We start from the raw sequence: 18,343 nt of genomic DNA, 5'->3' as shown, positions 1-18,343 counted from the left end.
ATTTTTTCGGTATATTCCGTGGCTAATTAAAACCTTTATTCTTATGCTTTGTCCCTAAGAATACTTTTTGAAAACGGGTTTGCTTGTGATATTCATTCTTCATTTTTTATTCTTCAAACTCCCCAAATATCTTTTGCATATCCTTTTATAGTTTCATCGGAAGAAAATTTTCCCATATTAGCAATATTGGCTAAAGACATTCTATTCCATTGTTGTTTATCTTGATAGACCTTTACGGCTTCAGCATTAACTCTTATAAAATCAGGCAGATCAGCAATTAGACAATATTTATCTCCCTGATACAAAAGCAAATCCGTTAAGGGAGTAAAAAGTCCGGGATTTAAAGGATTCAGAATATCGGACTCAATAAAATCAAAAATGCGTTTAATATCTTCATTTTGACGCATCATTTCGTATGGGTGGTAACCGCTTTCTTTTAAATTTTTCACTTCGGCAGCGGTCATTCCGAAGAGGAAGAAATTTTCTTCTCCGACTGCTTCCCGAATTTCTATATTGGCACCATCCAAAGTTCCAATAGTAAGAGCTCCATTGAGAGCAAATTTCATATTTCCTGTTCCGGAAGCTTCAGTTCCGGCAAGAGAAATTTGACGGGAAATTTCTGCCGGGGGCATAATTCTTTCTGCCAAAGTTACGCGATAATTGGGTAAAAAGATAACACTTAAGTAACGGGAAAGCTCTTTATCCTTTTCTATATAATCACTTAAGGCACAAATAAAACGAATAATCAATTTAGCAATAAAGTAGCCAGGAGCTGCTTTTCCTGCAAAGAAGAAACTTTGAGGATAAGGGGTTTTTCCATCCCGAATTTGATTTATGAGATGGATAATACCCAAGGCATTCAAGTGCTGGCGTTTATATTCATGAATGCGTTTTGCCTGAAAGTCAAAGATGGATTCCGGATTCAGCTTGCGTTTATGCAGGTCTTCGTAATACTTGCAGAATTCCAGTTTATTTTGCCTTTTAACTTCTCCCAGGTCTTCCAAAAAGGTGCTATCATTCTTATATTTATTCAATTTGGCAAGTTCTTTAAGGTCTGTTTTCCAGGCAGAGCCGATTGCCTGAGTAATCAATTCACTTAAAAGCGGATTGCAAAGCATTAACCATCTGCGAGGTGTTATACCGTTGGTTTTACTGTTAAATTTATCTTTCCAGAGAGCATAAAAATCCTTAAAAATCAGATGTTTCAAAATATCAGTATGTAGTTCCGAAACACCGTTTACACTATGCGAACCAACTATAGCCAAATTTGCCATACGAATGCTTTTTACGGGCTCTTCTTCAATCAAGGAAACCCGACTAATAAAATCGTCATCGTATAAACCTGTAATCCTTATAGAGGAAAGAAAACGCTCATTGATTTCATAGATAATTTGTAAATGCCGGGGTAATAACTTTTCAAAGAGAAGCACCTGCCATTTTTCCAGCGCTTCAGGCAAAATGGTATGATTCGTAAAAGCCATACATTGTTGAGTAATTTCCCAGGCAATTTCCCAGGGCAGGTTTCTTTCATCCACTAAAATTCTCATCAATTCGGCAACAGCAATAGCAGGATGAGTATCATTAAGCTGAATGGCAGCTTTTTCAGGAAGTTTACGCAAGTCACTTTCCTTTTTTAGAAACCGGCGTAAAATATCCTGCAAAGTAGCGCTGACAAAAAAATACTCCTGCCTAAACCGTAATTCCTTACCCTGCATTTTGTTATCATTAGGATAGAGCACTTTGGCAATCATTTCGCTATGATTCTTGTCTGCCACTGCTTGCATATAATCACCTTCATTAAAATATGCCAAATTAAATTCACGCGTACTTTTAGCGCTCCATAAGCGTAAGGTATTCACATAGTTGTTTTGAAACCCGGGTACTAAATAGTCATAAGCCATAGCCATTACCGTTTCTTCAGGAATCCAACGCATTTTTTTACTGCCATCTTCAAGAATTTCTTCTTTCACTATGCCACCAAAATAAACAGGAAAAAGACGAGCAGGACGCGCAATTTCCCAAACAGAACCATAACGCAACCAGTTATCAGGTGTTTCAACTTGTTCACCATTAATAATATGTTGAAAGAAAATACCATATTCATAACGGATACCATAGCCATAAGCAGGAATTTTCAAAGTTGCCATAGAATCTAAAAAACAGGCAGCAAGACGACCCAAACCTCCATTTCCCAAACCGGCATCCCATTCCAATTCACTAAGCAGAGAAAGATCAAAACCGTTTTCGGTAAGTGCTTTAATGCTTTGCTTTTGAATATCAAGATTGAGAATGGCATTGCCTAAAGAGCGACCAATTAAATATTCCAGCGATAAATAATAAACCCTTTTCCGTTGTAGAGCATATTCCTGGGGTTGAGTTATGAGCCAACGATCCATCAGAATATCCTTAACTGCCGAGGCAAAACTAACATAACAATCATAAGGAGTTGCTGAAAATTCGTCTTTGCCCAAATCAAATTTGAGATGCTCTATAAAACGATGCACTATTTCTTCAGCAGTTCCCTCAATACTAAGATGAGAAAGCTTTTCGCAAAATGCCTTGTTCATAATTTTTTCCTCCCCTTGCGTCACAGCTTATAAGACAAAATAAGCAATTTAACAGTTTTGGCAAATAGAACTGTAGAATAGCTCTATTAACCTAAAAAATACAGTTAGTAAAAAATGGGTTGGCAACTCAGAGAATTGGTTTATATTATATTCAGTGAATTGAAGAAATTAAAAATTCTGCGTGTAAGGGATGATTTCTATTTGCAAGTAAGGAGAAATAATGAGATATGATGAGGAATATGAAAGAAGAAAAATATCGTTCCCATCTTCAAATGCAACTGAAACAAATTACTTTCATTTTGATTTTATTATAGATGAAAACAATAGATATATTTCATAGTTGAGAGGAACAATTATCATTTTTAATATTTATTCCGCATTCAAATCAGTTAGTTCTACTATGATAAGCGTTTCTTACCTGGAGCAAAAAAGCACAAAAAGCAAGAATGGTTTTTTGTAGGCAAAGCAGATGATTTTTGAAATGTTGGTTATAATTTTTATTTTTTTATGGTTCTCCGTAGCTGAGTGGTCTTTTATCTTTGCAGAAATCAAATATCCCTACCAATACACTCATAAATTATCTTTACTTTGTTTACCACGACCTGTTATATTCTTTACAAATAATAACAGCTAATTTAGCTTTATTTCCAGAAGGAGGAAAAAATGAAGCGAATTTATATATTCATCTTAATAACTCAGTGTGTAAGTTTCTTATTTTCTTATCAGGTTCTTGAGAACAATTTTTCACCTGATAATTCCACAAAGAACAGATATGAAATAGTGGCTTATAGCGAGGATTTTGAATCCGGGGCTCCTGGCTGGACTCATTACGACGCTACGATTTCACCTAATATGGTGGCTAGTAAAGGGTATAAGTACCCCCCTGCCAGAGATTATAAATGGCACTAAGCAAAAACTGGTAAAAGAAAAGATAAAAAAATATATAAATGGGTGTTATTGAGACAGGCAGAGGGAATGCAACCGTTATGAATACCTATATTAAAAAAAATGGTTGCCATCTCGACAGTATATCGGGATATGCAACCGTTATGAATACCTATATGGAAAACAAAAAAATTATTGGTAGTCAGGATGTCAAGACTTATCGTCTGCAGATGGTTCAGGATGCGCTAAAATATGGAATTAAACCCTGCGCTCGCCAGTATCAGACAACGGTTAAAACAGTGCGTAAATGGGTAAAGCGATACCAACAATATAAGGAGGATGGTTTGAATGATCTTTCCCGTAAAAAAACACACTGTCTAATCAAGATTGATAAAGAAACAGAACTGCAGATTATTAAATGTCGCAAAGCTCACCCAGGTTGGGGTGCGAGAAGAATCAAAGAAGTCCTGGAACTCAACTTCTCGCATGTCTCTATCCATAGAGTAATCAAAGATGCTGGTCTGATTTTGCCGAAAAGAAAAAAATATAAGAAACGCAAAGATATGCAGGAAGTCCGAAAACAAAAGAAAGTATTTAGCCGGTTCCAAATAGATATAAAATATCTAACCGATATTCCTGAATTCGAAATCTGGAGATGGGAACATCATTTCCCTCTATATCTTATCTCTGCCAGGGATTATAAAACCGGTGCTATCTATCTTGCTTATAGCTACGAAAAATCATCTACTGCTACAGCTCTGTTTATCGACTACTTGCTCTCTTCTCTTCAAAACTATGGCATAAATCCTCAAACTATTATTATCCAAACTGATAATGGAAAAGAATTCATTAATCCTACTGACCGAAAAGTAACTTTATTTGAAAAAATAGTAAAGGAAAAATATCAGGCAACTCATTTTCTTATTCCCTACCGAAGACCTACCTGGAATAGTGATGTGGAGTCCTTTCATAACCTTATTGAAGAAGAATTCTTTATCTTAAGAAAAACCAAATAATGAAACCGAGCTCTTGGCTAAAACTTTCGCCTACCAAATCTGGTTCAATTCTTATAGAAATAATAGAGGTAGATATAATCAAAACCCTGAACAAATCTTCCAATCCGAATTGAATACTGATAAACCCATTCCCCTGATTCCTCCAATTATTGTTGACAATTATATGCATCTGATAGGAAAGGATATTAAGAGGGGATACTTTTTACCTTTACCACCCACTGATTCCTCCAATTATTGTTGACAATTATATGCATCTGCTAGGAAAGGATATTAAGAGGGGATACTTTTTACCTTTACCACCCATGGCAGCAGCAGATGAGGGTTGACAAAATGAAGCACTACAGAAATTGGTTTTTTTATTCAAAGTAAAGGAAATATAAAAGTCAATTAAGCACAGGAGAAGAGAAATGAAAATAAATAAAAACCTTGATATATGGGAAAAAGGAAGGCAATTAGCGCCAAATGTTTATGAATTAGCTAAAGAACTGCCTGAAGAAGAAAAATTCGTTTTATCTCAGGAAATTACCCAAACTGCTATTGCTATTCCTTCCAATATAGCAAGCTGTGCAGAAGCCAAAAATGCTAAAGAAGATAAAAACTTTCGGAATATTATTTCGGGTAAACTGGCAAGATGGGAAACTCAAAGGGAAATAGCCAGAAAATTAGGTTATCTTAATGAAGATAAAACAAATAATGTCTTTAAGCAGATAAATTTAATTCGGTCTCCGCTTTCCTCCCTCAATAAAGCTCTTAAAACCGATGAAGCAACTAACTAATTTGCAATCCGCTATCCTAATGATTTCAGAAATTCCAAACTCCAGCACTCCTGCACTCCAGAACTAAAAAACTAAATTAACAATGAGAAAATACATCGTTTCCATCGTGGGTCGTCCGAATGTAGGAAAATCCACACTTTTCAATCGCTTATGCCGTAAGCGTTCTGCTATAGTTGATTTTGAAGCGGGAATTACAAGAGATCGTAAATATGAAGATGTGGAATGGAATGGGAAAATATTTAAACTGGTAGATACAGGCGGAATTGTTTTTAACAGCATAGAGACCATTGACAAAATGGTTCTGCACCAGGTGATGTTAGCTATTGACGAAAGCGATTTAATTATATTTATGGTAGATGCTCAAACCGGCACAACAGATATTGACAAGGAAATTGCAAAAATCCTTTATCCGCATAAAGATAAAGTTATGCTGGTTGCCAATAAAGCTGATAATGAAAAATACGAATGGGAGGTTTATGATTTCCTGCAGCTTGGTTTTGGCGATGTTATTCCTATTTCCGCTTCCCAAGGACGCAATACGGGTGATTTTTTAGACGCCGTAATAGAACGCATTCCGGGAACACAATCCATTTTTCAACTGGAAGAAAAGTCCTCTGCTACGCGCATTGCTGTTGTCGGAAAACCCAATGTAGGCAAAAGTTCTATTGTAAATCTGCTTTTAGGCAATCCAAAATTGATTGTAACTGAAATTCCTGGCACAACCAGAGATGCTATAGATAGTCCTTTCCGCTACCATAATAAGGATTATATTTTAATTGATACTGCGGGACTAAGACGAAAAACCAGAGTTAATTATGGAGTGGAATATTTTTCTACCTTAAGAACAATTGAAGCCATAGACAGATGTGATATTGTGGTTTTAGTACTCACGGCAGATGAAGAACTTAGCGTTCAAGATATTAAAATTGCCAGCTATGCGAAACGCAAAATGAAAGAAATTATGGTGGTCTATAATAAATGGGACTTAATAGAAAAAGAAACCAATACTATCAATAAGTATCTGAAGGAATTACATTACCAAATGCCCTTTCTGCAATTTGCCCCCGTGCTTTTTATTTCTGCAAAAACAACTCAGCGCATCCATAGGATAATGGAAACGGTAGCTAAAATTGAAGAAGAAAGTGAAAAGCGGATTTCTACAGCGGAACTTAACCGTTTTATGGAAAAAGTTATTATGCACAGACCTCCTACCCATCCCAGTGGAAGGCATATAAAAATATATTACCTAACACAAGCAGCGGTTAAACCGCCTACTTTTATCTTCTTTTGTAATACTCCTTCTCTGATAACGGAAAATTATCGCCGTTATCTGCATAATCAATTGCGGGAAATGTTCAAATTTGAAGGAGTTAGTATCAAACTCATTTTTAAGGGACGCAAAAAAGGTGAGGATAAACTTGAGCTTCAATAATTTTCTTCCCTATATTATTTTACTTTTTGCCTATCTTTTAGGAAGTATTCCTATTGGTTTAATTGTAGGTAAGGTCTTTTATCATAAGGATATCCGCAAAGAAGGCAGTGGCAATATTGGTGCTACTAATGCTTTAAGAGCTTTTGGAACTTCTACGGGACTTATTGTTCTGCTGTTAGATATGGCAAAGGGGTTTATTCCTGTTATGTTAGCTACATCGTTTCTGGAAAAGGGCAGTCCTTTTATTGCCTTAACTGCTCTTTTAGTTATTTTGGGTCATATATTTCCGCTATATTTAGGTTTTAAAGGCGGTAAAGGTGTAGCTACTGCAAGTGGAGCTTTTTTAGCATTAACCCCTTTAAGCTTGCTTATAGCATTGATTACCTTTATAATAGTTGTAGCTGTTTTCCGTTATGTATCTCTGGCTTCTATTTGCGCTGCTTTCGTCTTTCAGTGGCACTGTTTTGCTTTATTACTGAAAGAGGCAAAACCGGATTATGCTACTGTGATTTTGGTAGCGATAGTGGTTTTGATGATTATCAGCAAACATAAAAGCAACCTGGAACGCCTGCTGAACAAAACAGAACCCAAACTGAAATTTACGAAAAAAGGAAATTAGAACAAAAAAATGTGTGGAATAATTGGCGTTTTCGGAAACGATAACGCGGGACGACTCGCTGCTGTAGGACTTTTTGCGGAACAACATAGAGGACAGGAAAGTTGTGGAATGGCAGTTAGTGATGGTTTGCTAATTCGTTTGCACAAAAAAATGGGGCTGGTAAAAGAAGTTTTTCACGAAGAACAGCTTAATGCCTTACCCGGAAAAATAGCTATTGGTCATGTGCGTTATCCTACAAAAGGCAGCGCTACAGAATTTAATACCCAACCCCATTTAGTGGAAACCCTTTCAGGACCTTGTTATGCTCTTGCTTCTAATGGAGATATTGTAAACTATGCTCAAGTGCGAAAGATGCTGGAAAATGAGAAGGTCTATTTTAAAAGCGACAACGATGCCGAATTGCTTGTTAAATATATTGCCTACCGTATTTTACACTACAAAGAAAATATTGGAGATGCTATCCGAAATTTGATGAGGGATATTAAAGGTGCCTATTCCAGTGTATTATGCACTCCTACAGAACTTTATATGTTTCGTGATCCCTATAGCATCCGACCTATGATTTGGGGTAAAACACCTGAAGGAACTGTAATAGTTGCCTCAGAAAGCTGTGCTTTGGACACTTTGGGAGTGCAAGATAGAAAAGAAGTTCCTCCTGCTGGAATTATTAAGGTAAGTGATAGCAAAATAGAGGTGTTAGATAATGACCCCAATCTCTATCGGGAAGGCAATTGTGAAAAACACTGCATCTTTGAACAGATATATTTTTCCCGTCCCGATAGTTTTCACTTCGGGGAAAATGTATATGCTGTGCGCGAAAAAATCGGGGCTGCTCTTGCTCTTCAAGATGAAGGACTAAATCCTGATTTGGTAGTTCCCGTTCCCGATTCATCAAATTTCATCGGTTTGGGCTATGCCAATCAAAACGGCATCCCTCTTTCTTTGGGCTTAATTCGTAATCACTATATTGGCAGAACTTTTATCAAACCGGAACAGGCAGTCCGCGATGAAAGCGTGCGCCAAAAATTTAATGTCCTCCCCAATTTCTTTAACGGAAAAAGAATTGTGCTGATTGATGACAGCATTGTGCGCGGAACTACTATTCGTAAAATCGTGAGATTAATTAAAGATGCTGGCGCGGCAGAAATTCACTTAAGAATTGGCAGTCCCCAAATAAAACACAGCTGCTATTATGGAATAGACACTCCCACTACAGAAGAATTGATCGCCAATCGTAGAACCCTTGAAGAAATTAGGGAAATTACTGGTGTAGATAGTTTAAAACACTTACCATTAACTGATCTGAAAACCTGTGTGCACTGCCCGGAAAATTATTGTTATGCCTGTTTTGACGGGAATTATCCTGTAGGAGTTCCTGATGTATACAATTGAAGCAGGAAGGTTGATGTCCCCGTCAACTACTTATTACAATTCATTTCACTCCCCAAAAGTTTACTTAACCGAAAAAGGTAAGGAAACCAAAAGAACGACGAGGATGTCGTTCTTCCGACCCTTTATAATAGGAGTTATTGATGTATTCAATTAAACCTGAAAAACTTGAAGAAATCCTGAAAAGTTTTCAAAATCGCCGGATTATAGTTCTTGGCGATATTATGCTGGATGAATATCTGTGGGGAAAAGTTCAACGCATTTCCCCTGAAGCCCCTGTTCCCATTATAGAAGTAAATTCTACCGATTACCGTTTGGGTGGAGCTGCCAATGTAGCTATGAATCTTAGCGTGCTGAATGCTAAAGTTGATTTGGTAGGTGTTTGCGGAAAAGACACTCAAGCCGAAATTATAGTTCAACAGTTGAAGAAAAGAGAAATGCCCGTTGAAGGAATTTTCTTTGATCCTTCTCGTCCTACAACTTTAAAAACCAGAATTGGTTCGGTCAGTCAACAAATAGTGCGTTTGGATAGAGAAGAAGTTGCAGAAATAGATAACAGCATCCAAAAAGAAATTTTTAACTATCTGGTAAAAATCATACCATTGTGCGATGCTCTTCTAATTGAGGACTACAATAAAGGTCTGCTGAGTTTCAATTTAATAACCGATGTTTTACAACTGGCACTGAAACATAAAAAAATGGTAGCTGTAGACCCCAAATACTCAAATTTCAGCTCCTATGGCGGTGTGGAAATTTTCAAGCCAAACTACCGTGAACTGGAAAGTTATATGGGCAGGAAACTTACCGATCAGGATGACTTTGAAAGGTCTACGGAAGAATTGCGACAAAGAATGAGCATCAAACATTTAGTAGTAACCAAAGGCAGTGAAGGAATGTATCTTTTTTCCGAAAACAAACCAGTTAACCATCTTCCCAGTTTTGCGCGCGAGGTTTTTGATGTTTCCGGAGCAGGAGATACCGTTATCAGTGCTTTAACTTTAGCTTATCTTTATGATCGGAACATTGAAACTGCCGCTTTAATAGCCAATCATTCTGCTGCTGTAGCTGTAGCTAAAAAAGGCACTGCTAGCGTTAGTATTGAAGAGATTTGGGATAGTTTTAATGCTCCAAAATAAAATCATTCCCTATTCTGAAATAGCTGAATTAAGCCAAAAACTACATCAACAAGGAAAAAAGATTGTTTTCACCAATGGCTGTTTTGATATTTTACATTGCGGTCATATCCTCTATCTGGAAAAAGCAAAAGCATTGGGAGATATTCTTATTTTGGGTCTGAATAGTGATGCTTCCGTAAAACGACTAAAGGGAAATAACCGTCCTATTGTTTCCGAAAAGGAAAGAGCACTCGTGGTAGCAGGTTTGGAAAGTGTTGATTATGTTTGTATTTTTGCACAGGACACTCCTTATGAACTAATAGACCTTATTCAACCCGATGTTTTGGTTAAAGGTGGTGACTGGACTATTGACAAAATTGTCGGTGCCGATATTGTGCAAAAAAAAGGTGGCAAAGTCCTTTCCCTGAATTATGAACAGGGTTTTAGCACTACTAATATAATTGAACGCATAAAACAGGATAAATAAAATGCAGGAAGAAATAATTGAAGATAGCGGGATCGTAAAAAAGGTGGAAGGAAATAGTGTTATAGTAGAAATTGAACGCGGAGGTGGTTGTAACAGTTGTAAAATGCAAGGTTTTTGTTTTAAAAAGAATGAACCTGCTGAATTTGAAATAGTTACAGATATCCCTTTACAAGTAAATGATAGAGTGCAATTGGATATTTCGCCTTTAGGGAGAACTCTGGTTTCACTATTGATTTTCGGAGTGCCTTTGCTGTTTTTGTTTTTGGGCTTTTTAATTGCCTCTTTGTGGTTTACGGAAATTGTTTCCATTTTAATCGGTTTTACCGCTATGGCACTTTCCTTCAGGATAATACGGTTCATAGATACAAAATATGGCAAGCGGTTAAAAATAAGCATTGCGAGGAAACTTTGAAAATAAGATTAAATGAAATGGTCTTTTACGGCTTTCATGGAGTGAATGCAGAAGAACGCTCTTTGGGTCAACGTTTTATCGTTAGCGCTGTTCTGCATACCAATCCGACCATAGATAAAACTATTCGCCGTTTGGAAGATACTATTGATTACACCAAGGTCTATGCAGAAATAAAGGAAATTATGGAAAGCCGGCAATTCTATTTGCTGGAAGATTGTGCCAATACTATTGCCGATAAACTATTGGCTGATTTTCCTCTGCTGGAAAAGCTGACTATCTGCATTCAAAAACCCTCAGTTCCTATTCCAGGAAGTTTGAAATCGGTGGAAGTGATATTAAGCCGAACCAGAAACAATCAGGAGGATAACCTGTCTCAATGATTTATTATTTATGCCTTGGTTCCAATTTGAATAATCCGGTAAGTCAGCTTGATGGAGCAATTCAGCGTTTGGAAAATGACCCGGGAATAAAAATACTCCGCAGTTCTAAAAGAATTATAACCGAGCCCTACGGAATAATTAATCAACCTGATTTTCTTAACCAGGTGCTGGAAGTGGAAAGCAGTTATCAGCCCCAAGAATTGATGGAAAGATTGCTAAATATTGAAAAAGCGATGGGTAGAATAAGAAGGATAAAATGGGGACCGCGTAATATTGATATTGATATTCTATTAGCCGGAGACCTGGTTTTGGATAGTAGAATAACACCTTTGGAAAAGTCATCCCCTGAAGTTATTATTCCCCATCCTGATTTACATAATCGTGAATTTGCTTTGCGCTTGCTGAATGAACTGATTCCTAATGCCAAACATCCTTTAATGCATAAAACGATTTATGAATTATATTATAGTATAGTAGCCGAGGAGGAATATTATGAATAATCTGGCAGGGATTATTCTTGCTGCAGGAAAAGGCACGCGTATGAAATCCGAAAGAGCTAAAGTAACTTTACCGCTTGCCGATAAACCAATGATTCAAAGAGTAGTGGAAACAGCTTTATCCGCTAATTGCCAAAAAATATATATAGTCGTTGGCTATAGGAAAAATAATGTAATTTCTGCAGTAGAAGATAATGAAAAAATTGAATTTGTGGAACAGGAAGAACAACTGGGAACAGGTCATGCGGTAATGATTACAGAATCCTTATTCACAAACCCCGATCAGGATGTGCTGATTTTATGTGGAGATGTTCCTTTGCTTTCTGCACAAACCCTTCTCCGGATTTACGAGAAACATAAAAGTTCTTCAGCTGCTTGCACAGTTCTAACTGCCTTTTTGGATGACCCAGGAAAATATGGACGCATCTTAAGAGATACATCAGGCAAAATTTGCGGTATCAAAGAATACAAAGATGCCAGCGAAGAACAAAGAAAAATTAAAGAATGGAATACAGGTATCTATTGTTTTCAGGCAAAGAATTTATTTAGCGCTCTCAAACAGACCTCCAATCACAATCAGCAGAGTGAATATTATCTTACAGACACTATAGATATCCTTTATAGACAAGGCAAAACTATTTCCAATGTGGTTCTGGAGGATTTAATGGAGGTCTCCGGAGTAAATTCACAGGAAGAACTAGCTGCCTTGGAAGATATTTATGTTGATCGTACTCGGAAAAAATGGCTCAATAACGGAGTTGTTATTCACAATCCACATAGTGTTTATATTGGAGATGAAGTAATAATTGAACCGGATGTGGAAATTCATCAAAATACGGTTATTAAAGGGAAAAGTACTTTGGAAAAGGGTTGTGTAATTGGCCCCTGCTGTTATTTGGAACACAGCACTGTTTCTCTTGATTCCATCCTGCAAGGGCATAACATTTTAGTAAACGCTATTCTGCCGGAACATCATATCCTGGATTTCGGTTCGCATATAATTGAAGAGATACAGTATGAATAACAATAAAAAAAGCAAAGATGAACATCATTATCTCTATTCTCCCTGGCGATTGGATTACATTTTAGGGGAAAAAGAAGGTGATTGTATAATGTGCCGTTTTCAAAATACTGATAACGATAAAGAAAACTTGATCTTACATCGGGCTGAGAATTGTTATGTGATGCTGAATCGCTATCCTTACAATAATGGTCATTTAATGATTATTCCTTATCAACATTGTGGAGCTCTAACCGAATTGCAAGAAGAAGCCTGGCTGGAAATGGCAAAACTCGTCAGAAATACTGAAACCATTTTGAAAAAGGTGTATAACTGTGATGGCATAAATATCGGCATCAATCTTGGTTGTGCTGCTGGAGCAGGAATTGCTGAACACTTACATATTCATATAGTTCCACGCTGGGTTGGGGATAGTAATTTTATGAGTGTGATAGGTGGTGAAAGAGTAATTCCGGAATCCTTTGATTCTGTCTATAACAAACTGGCACCTGAATTTGCCAAACTTATAAAAAATTAAGAGGTTATCGGTTGAATTTGACAAACAACCCGCCTGAAAATAAGTTGACCACAAAAAGAAAGATTTGGTTGCCTATAACCCTAATTCTTATTGCTATTGTGGCAATTGTGCTTTTTTTTATCTGGAAGAAAAACACTGAGGAAAGCAAACCTGTATATAGCGAAGAACAGCTTCCGGCAATTAAAGTAATGGTAACTAACGGTTGCGGTTATGAACACTTGGCTGCAGATTTTGCTGCCGCTCTTAAGGATAAAAATATAGAAGTGGTTGGTTTGTCAGAAACCCCCAAGCCAATATATGATAAGACGATAATCGTTATTCGCAAAGGAGATAGGGAAGATTTGGAACGGTTGATGAAAATGACCGGAATTCAAAGATGGACAAGTGCTTACAGTGAATATTTCAGTGCCGATTTTGAAATCATTGTCGGCAGGGATTATGAGCAGTTTATTGCTTATTGAAGGGAGGATATGTTGGCGGAATATATTAGTTTGGAAGTAATTATTGGCTGGCTGAAAGAGAAAAAAGCAGAAAATATACGCATTTATGATGTTCAAGAAAAATGTGATTATACAGACATCGTGGTTGTTTGTGAAGGCAGTGCCGATGTACATAATAAAGCTATTGCCAATTATATAGTGGAAATGGCAAAAAAGAATAACCTACGTATTTTAAGTAAAGAAGGCATTGATTATGGACATTGGGTTCTGCTTGATATTGGAGATTTGATTGTGCATATTTTTTTACCCGAAACAAGGGACTATTATAATATAGATGAGCTTTTGGCAAAAATAGCCAAAAGACCTGTTCAAGAGAATGAGAGATGATTAAAGAACTTTTACATAAGAACATAGTTGAGGCATTAGATAATCTGAAACTCAATCACGAAAAGGAATTTACCGTAGAAATTCCCAATAATCCAGAGTTTGGAGATTATTCTACCAATGCCGCTTTAGTTTTAGGTAAAGAAAACAAGATGAAACCAAAAGATTTGGCAGATAAAATAGTAAAAGAACTGAAAAAAAACAAAGCATATAAAAAACTGGAAATTGCCGGACCAGGTTTCATAAACTTCTTTCTTTCACCTTCCCTGTATCAGCAGGTTTTTTGGGAAATTTACAAAAGTGAGGACTATGGTAAAAGCGATTTCGGCAACCAGGAAAAAATCCTGCTGGAATTTGTAAGTGCCAATCCTACAGGTCCTTTAAATATAGTTAGTGCCAGGGCAGCTGCTTTTGGAGATACACTATATAGAATAATGAAATATGTGGGCTACGCTCCGGCAAGGGAATTTTATATTAACGATGCCGGAAACCAGGTTGATATTTTAGCTGAATCGTTGGAATTGCGTTTACGGGAAATCCATGGCGAGAAAATAGGTGAATTCCCTTATGAGGCATATCATGGAGAATATGTTAAACATCTGGCTCACCGTTTGAATGCTTTGGAAGGGACAAGGGTTTTTATGTTGCCGGAAAAAGACCGTTTGGAACACTTGAAGGAATTTGCCCTTTCCGAACTGCTGGAAATGCAAAGAAATTCCCTGGAAAAATTTGGCGTTGTTTTTGAGGGTTGGGTTTCCGAAAAAGCTCTACGCGCAGAAGGTGTAGTAGAGGAAGTTCTTTCCTATTTAACCGAAGCGGATTGCACTTATGAAAAAGAAGATGCTATCTGGTTTAACAGCACAAAATATGGTGACGATAAAGATAGAGTGCTGATGAAATCGGATGGTTCAATTACCTATTTTGTGCCTGATGTTGCCTATCATTTAACAAAAATCCAGCGTGGTTTCACCAAGTTAATTGATATCTTCGGTCCTGATCATCATGGTTATGTTCCGCGTATCAGAGCTGCCTTTCGTGCTTTGAACTATGATGATTCCATATTGGAATTTATATTCCTCCAGCAGGTTAATATCTTTGAAAGTGGCGAAAGGGTTAAAATGAGTAAACGAGCTGGTAAAATCGTTACTATGGATGACCTTATTAGTGTTGTAGGCAAAGATGCCGCGCGCTATTTTTTCATTGCCCGCAAAGCTAATGCCCACTTAAATTTTGATTTGGAACTGGCACTGAAGAAAAACAACGAAAATCCTGTTTATTACTGTCAATATGCACATGCCCGCATTTGCAGTATTATCAAAAAAGCGCGCAGTGAGAAGATTTACCCCAAGCATTTCAAGAAAGAAATGATAAAAAAGCTGAATAAACCGGAGGAACTGGCACTGATTCAAAAGATGGCTGATTTGCCTGAATTGCTTATTTTGATAGCTGTCCACCGGGAACCTCATCGCTTAACTACTTACATTGAAGAGCTGGCGTCTTTACTGCACCATTATTATGAAAAGTATCAAATCGTAAATGTTAAAAATCTCGCTCTTTCTCAAGCACGATTGATGCTGCTATATACGGTTAGAAAAGTTATGCAAATCTGCTTTGAGTTAATGGGCATCAGTGCTCCTGAGACGATGTAAAAAAATTAAAGTGAAGATAATGGATAATGCTTATAGCATTCGTTTATCCTGTGAGGATGATTTTGATGCCATAGAGGAAATAGAACATCAGGTATATTCCAATCCCTGGCCTCCCGAAGCTTTTTCCCGTATGCTTTTTCCTTGGGCTTTTACTTTGCTTTATGGCAAGGAAGTTATAGGTTACATCTTTTATTGCGGTGTAAAAGAAGAAATGGTTATCGTAAATTTTGCCGTTAAACCTGATTTTCAGGGTAAGGGCTTAGGAGAATATCTGCTCACGGAAACAATGCGGATGATGAATAAAAATGGCGTTCAACGCTTTTATCTGGATGTGAGAATATCCAACTATAAAGCACGTCGTCTTTACGAAAAGGTAGGATTTCAAGAGATTGGAATCCGCAAGCAATATTACAACAATCCCGATGAGGATGCTTTAGTTATGGGAATGGAATTCAATGACATACGAGTATGACTATTTAGTTATCGGCAGTGGTATTGCCGGTTTAATTTATGCTCTGCAGGTTTCCAAATATGGAAAAGTGGCAGTAGTAACCAAAAGTTCACTAAATGACTGTAATACAGACCACGCTCAAGGCGGAATTGCTGCTGCCATAGATTCTCTGGATTCCTTTGAGGCACATATTGAGGATACTTATCAGGCAGGAGCAGGATTGGGTAAGCGTCAAGTTATTACTGAAGTAATTTCTTCAGGACCCAAACTGATTCAGTATCTTATAGATTTGGGTACGGATTTTACGCGTCGTGATCCCAATTACGATATCTGCCTGGAAAATCTTTCCCTCACAATGGAAGGGGGTCACACACGCAGAAGAATTGCTTATGCAGCTGATTCTACAGGCCATCAGATTATGGAAACATTAATTGCTCAATGCCAGAAAAATCCCAATATTGAAATCTTTGAATATTATATCGCTATAGACCTTATAACACAGCACCATGTAGTTCAGGACGAAGGTTTTATTCCGGGAATTTCCTGCTGGGGTGCTTATGTTTTAAATATTAATGAAAACCGGGTGGATATTTTTAAAGCCCGAAAAACAATGATGGCTACAGGTGGTGCAGCTCAAATCTATTCTCCGGATACAAATCCCAAAGTGGCAACAGGTGATGGAATGGCTATGGCTCGTTTGGCAGGAGCTCGTTTAGCTAATATGGAATTTGTTCAGTTTCATCCCACTGCGTTTTGGAGTCCGGATGGTGATACTTTTTTAATAAGTGAATCGTTAAGAGGAGAAGGAGCTGTTTTACGCCTTTCCGATGGTAGCACTTTTATGGAAAATTACCATCCGCAGGGAAATTTAGCTCCCAGGGATATTGTTTCCCGGGCAATAGACAGCGAACTGAAAAAACGAGGGGAAAAATTCTGTTATCTGGATGCCACTATTGTGCCTGCAGAACAATTATTGCGCCATTTTCCCTCCATCAATAATATGCTAAAAGCCCGAGGAATTGACTTCACCAAAGAACCAATACCTGTAGCTCCGGCAGCTCATTATTTCTGTGGAGGAGTGCTTTCTACCATAGAAGGCATCACCGATATCCGTAATTTATTTGTTGCCGGAGAAGTTGCCTGCAGTGGTTTACATGGAGCTAACCGTTTGGCCTCCAATTCTTTACTGGAAGCGCTGGTGATGGCTTATAAAGCGGGAAATCATCCTTCCAACCTGGAAGAAGTTCAGTTTCCCTGTATTCCGGAATGGAAAGTAATTGATGAATTCAACGAAAACGAATGGGTGGTTATTAGTCACAACCGTGAAATTATTGGAACTATTATGCAGGGTTATGCCGGTATTAGAAGAAGCCGACGGTTACTTAAATATGCTCTTTCCCGTCTGGAAAATATCTATAACGAAATTAATAACTTTTATCAGCATAATGCAGTCCGCAAAGAAGTAGTGGAAACGCGAAATATGGCTATAATCGCTATTGCTGTTGTTAAAAGTGCTTTAATGCGTAAAGAAAGCCGCGGAGCTCATTTTTTGGTGGATAATCCTGAACGCGATGATGAACACTATAAACATGACACAATTATTTAGTGAGAGTACTATGCACAGTAAGAGTTCTCACTGCGTTAGTTCTCACTTGGAAAATCTCACACCCAAGGACTCACTTTCAAGCAAGGGTCTTTTTATTACCTTTGAAGGAATTGAAGGCAGCGGAAAAACAACGCAAATCATAATGCTGGTGGAAGTGTTAAAAGCTAAGGGCATTCCTTATGTAACTACCCGCGAACCTGGTGGCACAAAAATATCTGAAGCCATCCGTGATTTACTGCTAAACCCTAAGTTTATGGAAATGAAACCAGAAACAGAATTGCTGCTTTACTGTGCAAGCAGAGCTCAACATACTGCAGAATTGATTCTTCCTGCGCTGGAAGAAGGAAAAATAGTGATCAGTGATCGTTATTTTGATTCCACCTATGCCTATCAGGGAGCTGCCAGAGAGCTTGATGAAGAAGTAATAAATGTTTTAACCAGGTTTTCCACTTATGGCAGAAATCCTGATCTGACTTTCCTTTTAGACCTTCCGGTTGAAGTTGGACTTGCCAGAATTAAAAACCGCAATTTAGACCGCTTAGAACAGGAAACCCTCAGTTTTCACGAAAAAGTGCGGCGTCAATTTTTATCTATTGCCAATAAATACCCTTCCAGATATATTGTTCTTGATGGAGAAAGTCAAGCGGAAATTATTCACCGTCAGATTCTCTCCACCCTGCAACCCTTTATAGGAGAATAA

19 protein-coding genes are annotated in these 18,343 nt (G+C 37.6%); 18 read left to right on the top strand and 1 reads right to left on the bottom strand.

Annotated elements, in window-relative coordinates:
* Nucleotides 1–113: 113 nt before the first annotated feature.
* Nucleotides 114–2,567, bottom strand: coding sequence for a glycogen/starch/alpha-glucan phosphorylase (locus CLOAM_RS01810; RefSeq protein ID WP_044278801.1), 2,454 nt, complete (start codon nt 2,565–2,567; stop codon nt 114–116).
* A gap of 986 nt (nt 2,568–3,553) precedes the next feature.
* Between CLOAM_RS01810 and CLOAM_RS01800 the strand changes: the two genes are divergently transcribed.
* The 18 genes from CLOAM_RS01800 to tmk all read left to right on the top strand — a co-directional run bounded on the left by CLOAM_RS01800 (nt 3,554) and on the right by tmk (nt 18,343).
* Nucleotides 3,554–4,468, top strand: a complete 915-nt coding sequence (locus CLOAM_RS01800; protein ID WP_232502692.1) for a helix-turn-helix domain-containing protein — start codon at nt 3,554–3,556, stop codon at nt 4,466–4,468.
* Between the two features lie 407 nt (nt 4,469–4,875).
* Nucleotides 4,876–5,244: a four helix bundle protein gene (locus CLOAM_RS01790; RefSeq protein ID WP_015424138.1), complete on the top strand. Its 369-nt coding sequence runs from the start codon at nt 4,876–4,878 to the stop codon at nt 5,242–5,244.
* A gap of 82 nt (nt 5,245–5,326) precedes the next feature.
* Nucleotides 5,327–6,676, top strand: coding sequence for a ribosome biogenesis GTPase Der (der, locus tag CLOAM_RS01785; protein ID WP_015424137.1), 1,350 nt, complete (start codon nt 5,327–5,329; stop codon nt 6,674–6,676).
* Nucleotides 6,663–7,295 (top strand): glycerol-3-phosphate 1-O-acyltransferase PlsY, encoded by a 633-nt coding sequence (gene plsY / locus CLOAM_RS01780; protein WP_015424136.1) that lies wholly within the window; start codon nt 6,663–6,665, stop codon nt 7,293–7,295. The genes der and plsY overlap by 14 nt, the downstream gene beginning before the upstream one ends.
* Nucleotides 7,296–7,304: 9 nt before the next feature.
* A complete protein-coding gene (gene purF, locus CLOAM_RS01775; protein ID WP_015424135.1) occupies nt 7,305–8,687 on the top strand; it encodes an amidophosphoribosyltransferase in 1,383 nt (460 codons plus the stop codon).
* A 140-nt stretch (nt 8,688–8,827) separates the two neighbouring features.
* Entirely contained in the window at nt 8,828–9,820 is a 993-nt protein-coding gene (gene rfaE1, locus CLOAM_RS01770) for a D-glycero-beta-D-manno-heptose-7-phosphate kinase (RefSeq protein WP_044278799.1), read from the top strand.
* Entirely contained in the window at nt 9,807–10,286 is a 480-nt protein-coding gene (gene rfaE2 / locus CLOAM_RS01765; protein ID WP_044278798.1) for a D-glycero-beta-D-manno-heptose 1-phosphate adenylyltransferase, read from the top strand. The genes rfaE1 and rfaE2 overlap by 14 nt, the downstream gene beginning before the upstream one ends.
* 1 nt (nt 10,287) lies before the next feature.
* Entirely contained in the window at nt 10,288–10,698 is a 411-nt protein-coding gene (locus CLOAM_RS01760) for a SoxR reducing system RseC family protein (protein WP_015424132.1), read from the top strand.
* Entirely contained in the window at nt 10,695–11,078 is a 384-nt protein-coding gene (gene folB / locus CLOAM_RS01755) for a dihydroneopterin aldolase (RefSeq protein WP_015424131.1), read from the top strand. The genes CLOAM_RS01760 and folB overlap by 4 nt, the downstream gene beginning before the upstream one ends.
* A complete protein-coding gene (gene folK / locus CLOAM_RS01750) occupies nt 11,075–11,578 on the top strand; it encodes a 2-amino-4-hydroxy-6-hydroxymethyldihydropteridine diphosphokinase (RefSeq protein WP_015424130.1) in 504 nt (167 codons plus the stop codon). Before folB ends, folK begins: the two co-directional genes overlap by 4 nt.
* Nucleotides 11,571–12,599, top strand: a complete 1,029-nt coding sequence (locus CLOAM_RS01745) for a bifunctional UDP-N-acetylglucosamine diphosphorylase/glucosamine-1-phosphate N-acetyltransferase GlmU (RefSeq protein WP_015424129.1) — start codon at nt 11,571–11,573, stop codon at nt 12,597–12,599. The genes folK and CLOAM_RS01745 overlap by 8 nt, the downstream gene beginning before the upstream one ends.
* Nucleotides 12,592–13,113 (top strand): HIT family protein, encoded by a 522-nt coding sequence (locus CLOAM_RS01740; RefSeq protein WP_044278797.1) that lies wholly within the window; start codon nt 12,592–12,594, stop codon nt 13,111–13,113. Before CLOAM_RS01745 ends, CLOAM_RS01740 begins: the two co-directional genes overlap by 8 nt.
* A gap of 68 nt (nt 13,114–13,181) precedes the next feature.
* Nucleotides 13,182–13,574, top strand: a complete 393-nt coding sequence (locus tag CLOAM_RS01735) for a LytR C-terminal domain-containing protein (protein WP_232502691.1) — start codon at nt 13,182–13,184, stop codon at nt 13,572–13,574.
* A 9-nt stretch (nt 13,575–13,583) separates the two neighbouring features.
* The gene (rsfS, locus tag CLOAM_RS01730; RefSeq protein WP_015424126.1) at nt 13,584–13,940 is read left to right on the top strand and encodes a ribosome silencing factor; all 357 of its coding nucleotides are present in this window, start codon (nt 13,584–13,586) and stop codon (nt 13,938–13,940) included.
* On the top strand, nt 13,937–15,586 hold the full coding sequence (gene argS, locus CLOAM_RS01725; RefSeq protein WP_015424125.1) for an arginine--tRNA ligase: 1,650 nt from the start codon (nt 13,937–13,939) through the stop codon (nt 15,584–15,586). The genes rsfS and argS overlap by 4 nt, the downstream gene beginning before the upstream one ends.
* 19 nt (nt 15,587–15,605) lie before the next feature.
* Complete coding sequence (rimI, locus tag CLOAM_RS01720; protein WP_015424124.1) at nt 15,606–16,058, top strand: ribosomal protein S18-alanine N-acetyltransferase; 453 nt, start codon at nt 15,606–15,608, stop codon at nt 16,056–16,058.
* Nucleotides 16,042–17,643, top strand: a complete 1,602-nt coding sequence (nadB, locus tag CLOAM_RS01715) for an L-aspartate oxidase (RefSeq protein WP_015424123.1) — start codon at nt 16,042–16,044, stop codon at nt 17,641–17,643. The genes rimI and nadB overlap by 17 nt, the downstream gene beginning before the upstream one ends.
* Before the next feature lie 46 nt (nt 17,644–17,689).
* Nucleotides 17,690–18,343, top strand: coding sequence for a dTMP kinase (gene tmk / locus CLOAM_RS01710; RefSeq protein ID WP_015424122.1), 654 nt, complete (start codon nt 17,690–17,692; stop codon nt 18,341–18,343).

The organism is Candidatus Cloacimonas acidaminovorans str. Evry (assembly GCF_000146065.2).
Lineage (GTDB): Bacteria > Cloacimonadota > Cloacimonadia > Cloacimonadales > Cloacimonadaceae > Cloacimonas > Cloacimonas acidaminivorans.
Note: the sequence above shows the minus strand (reverse complement) of the source record. Positions and strands in the feature narration are given on the sequence as shown.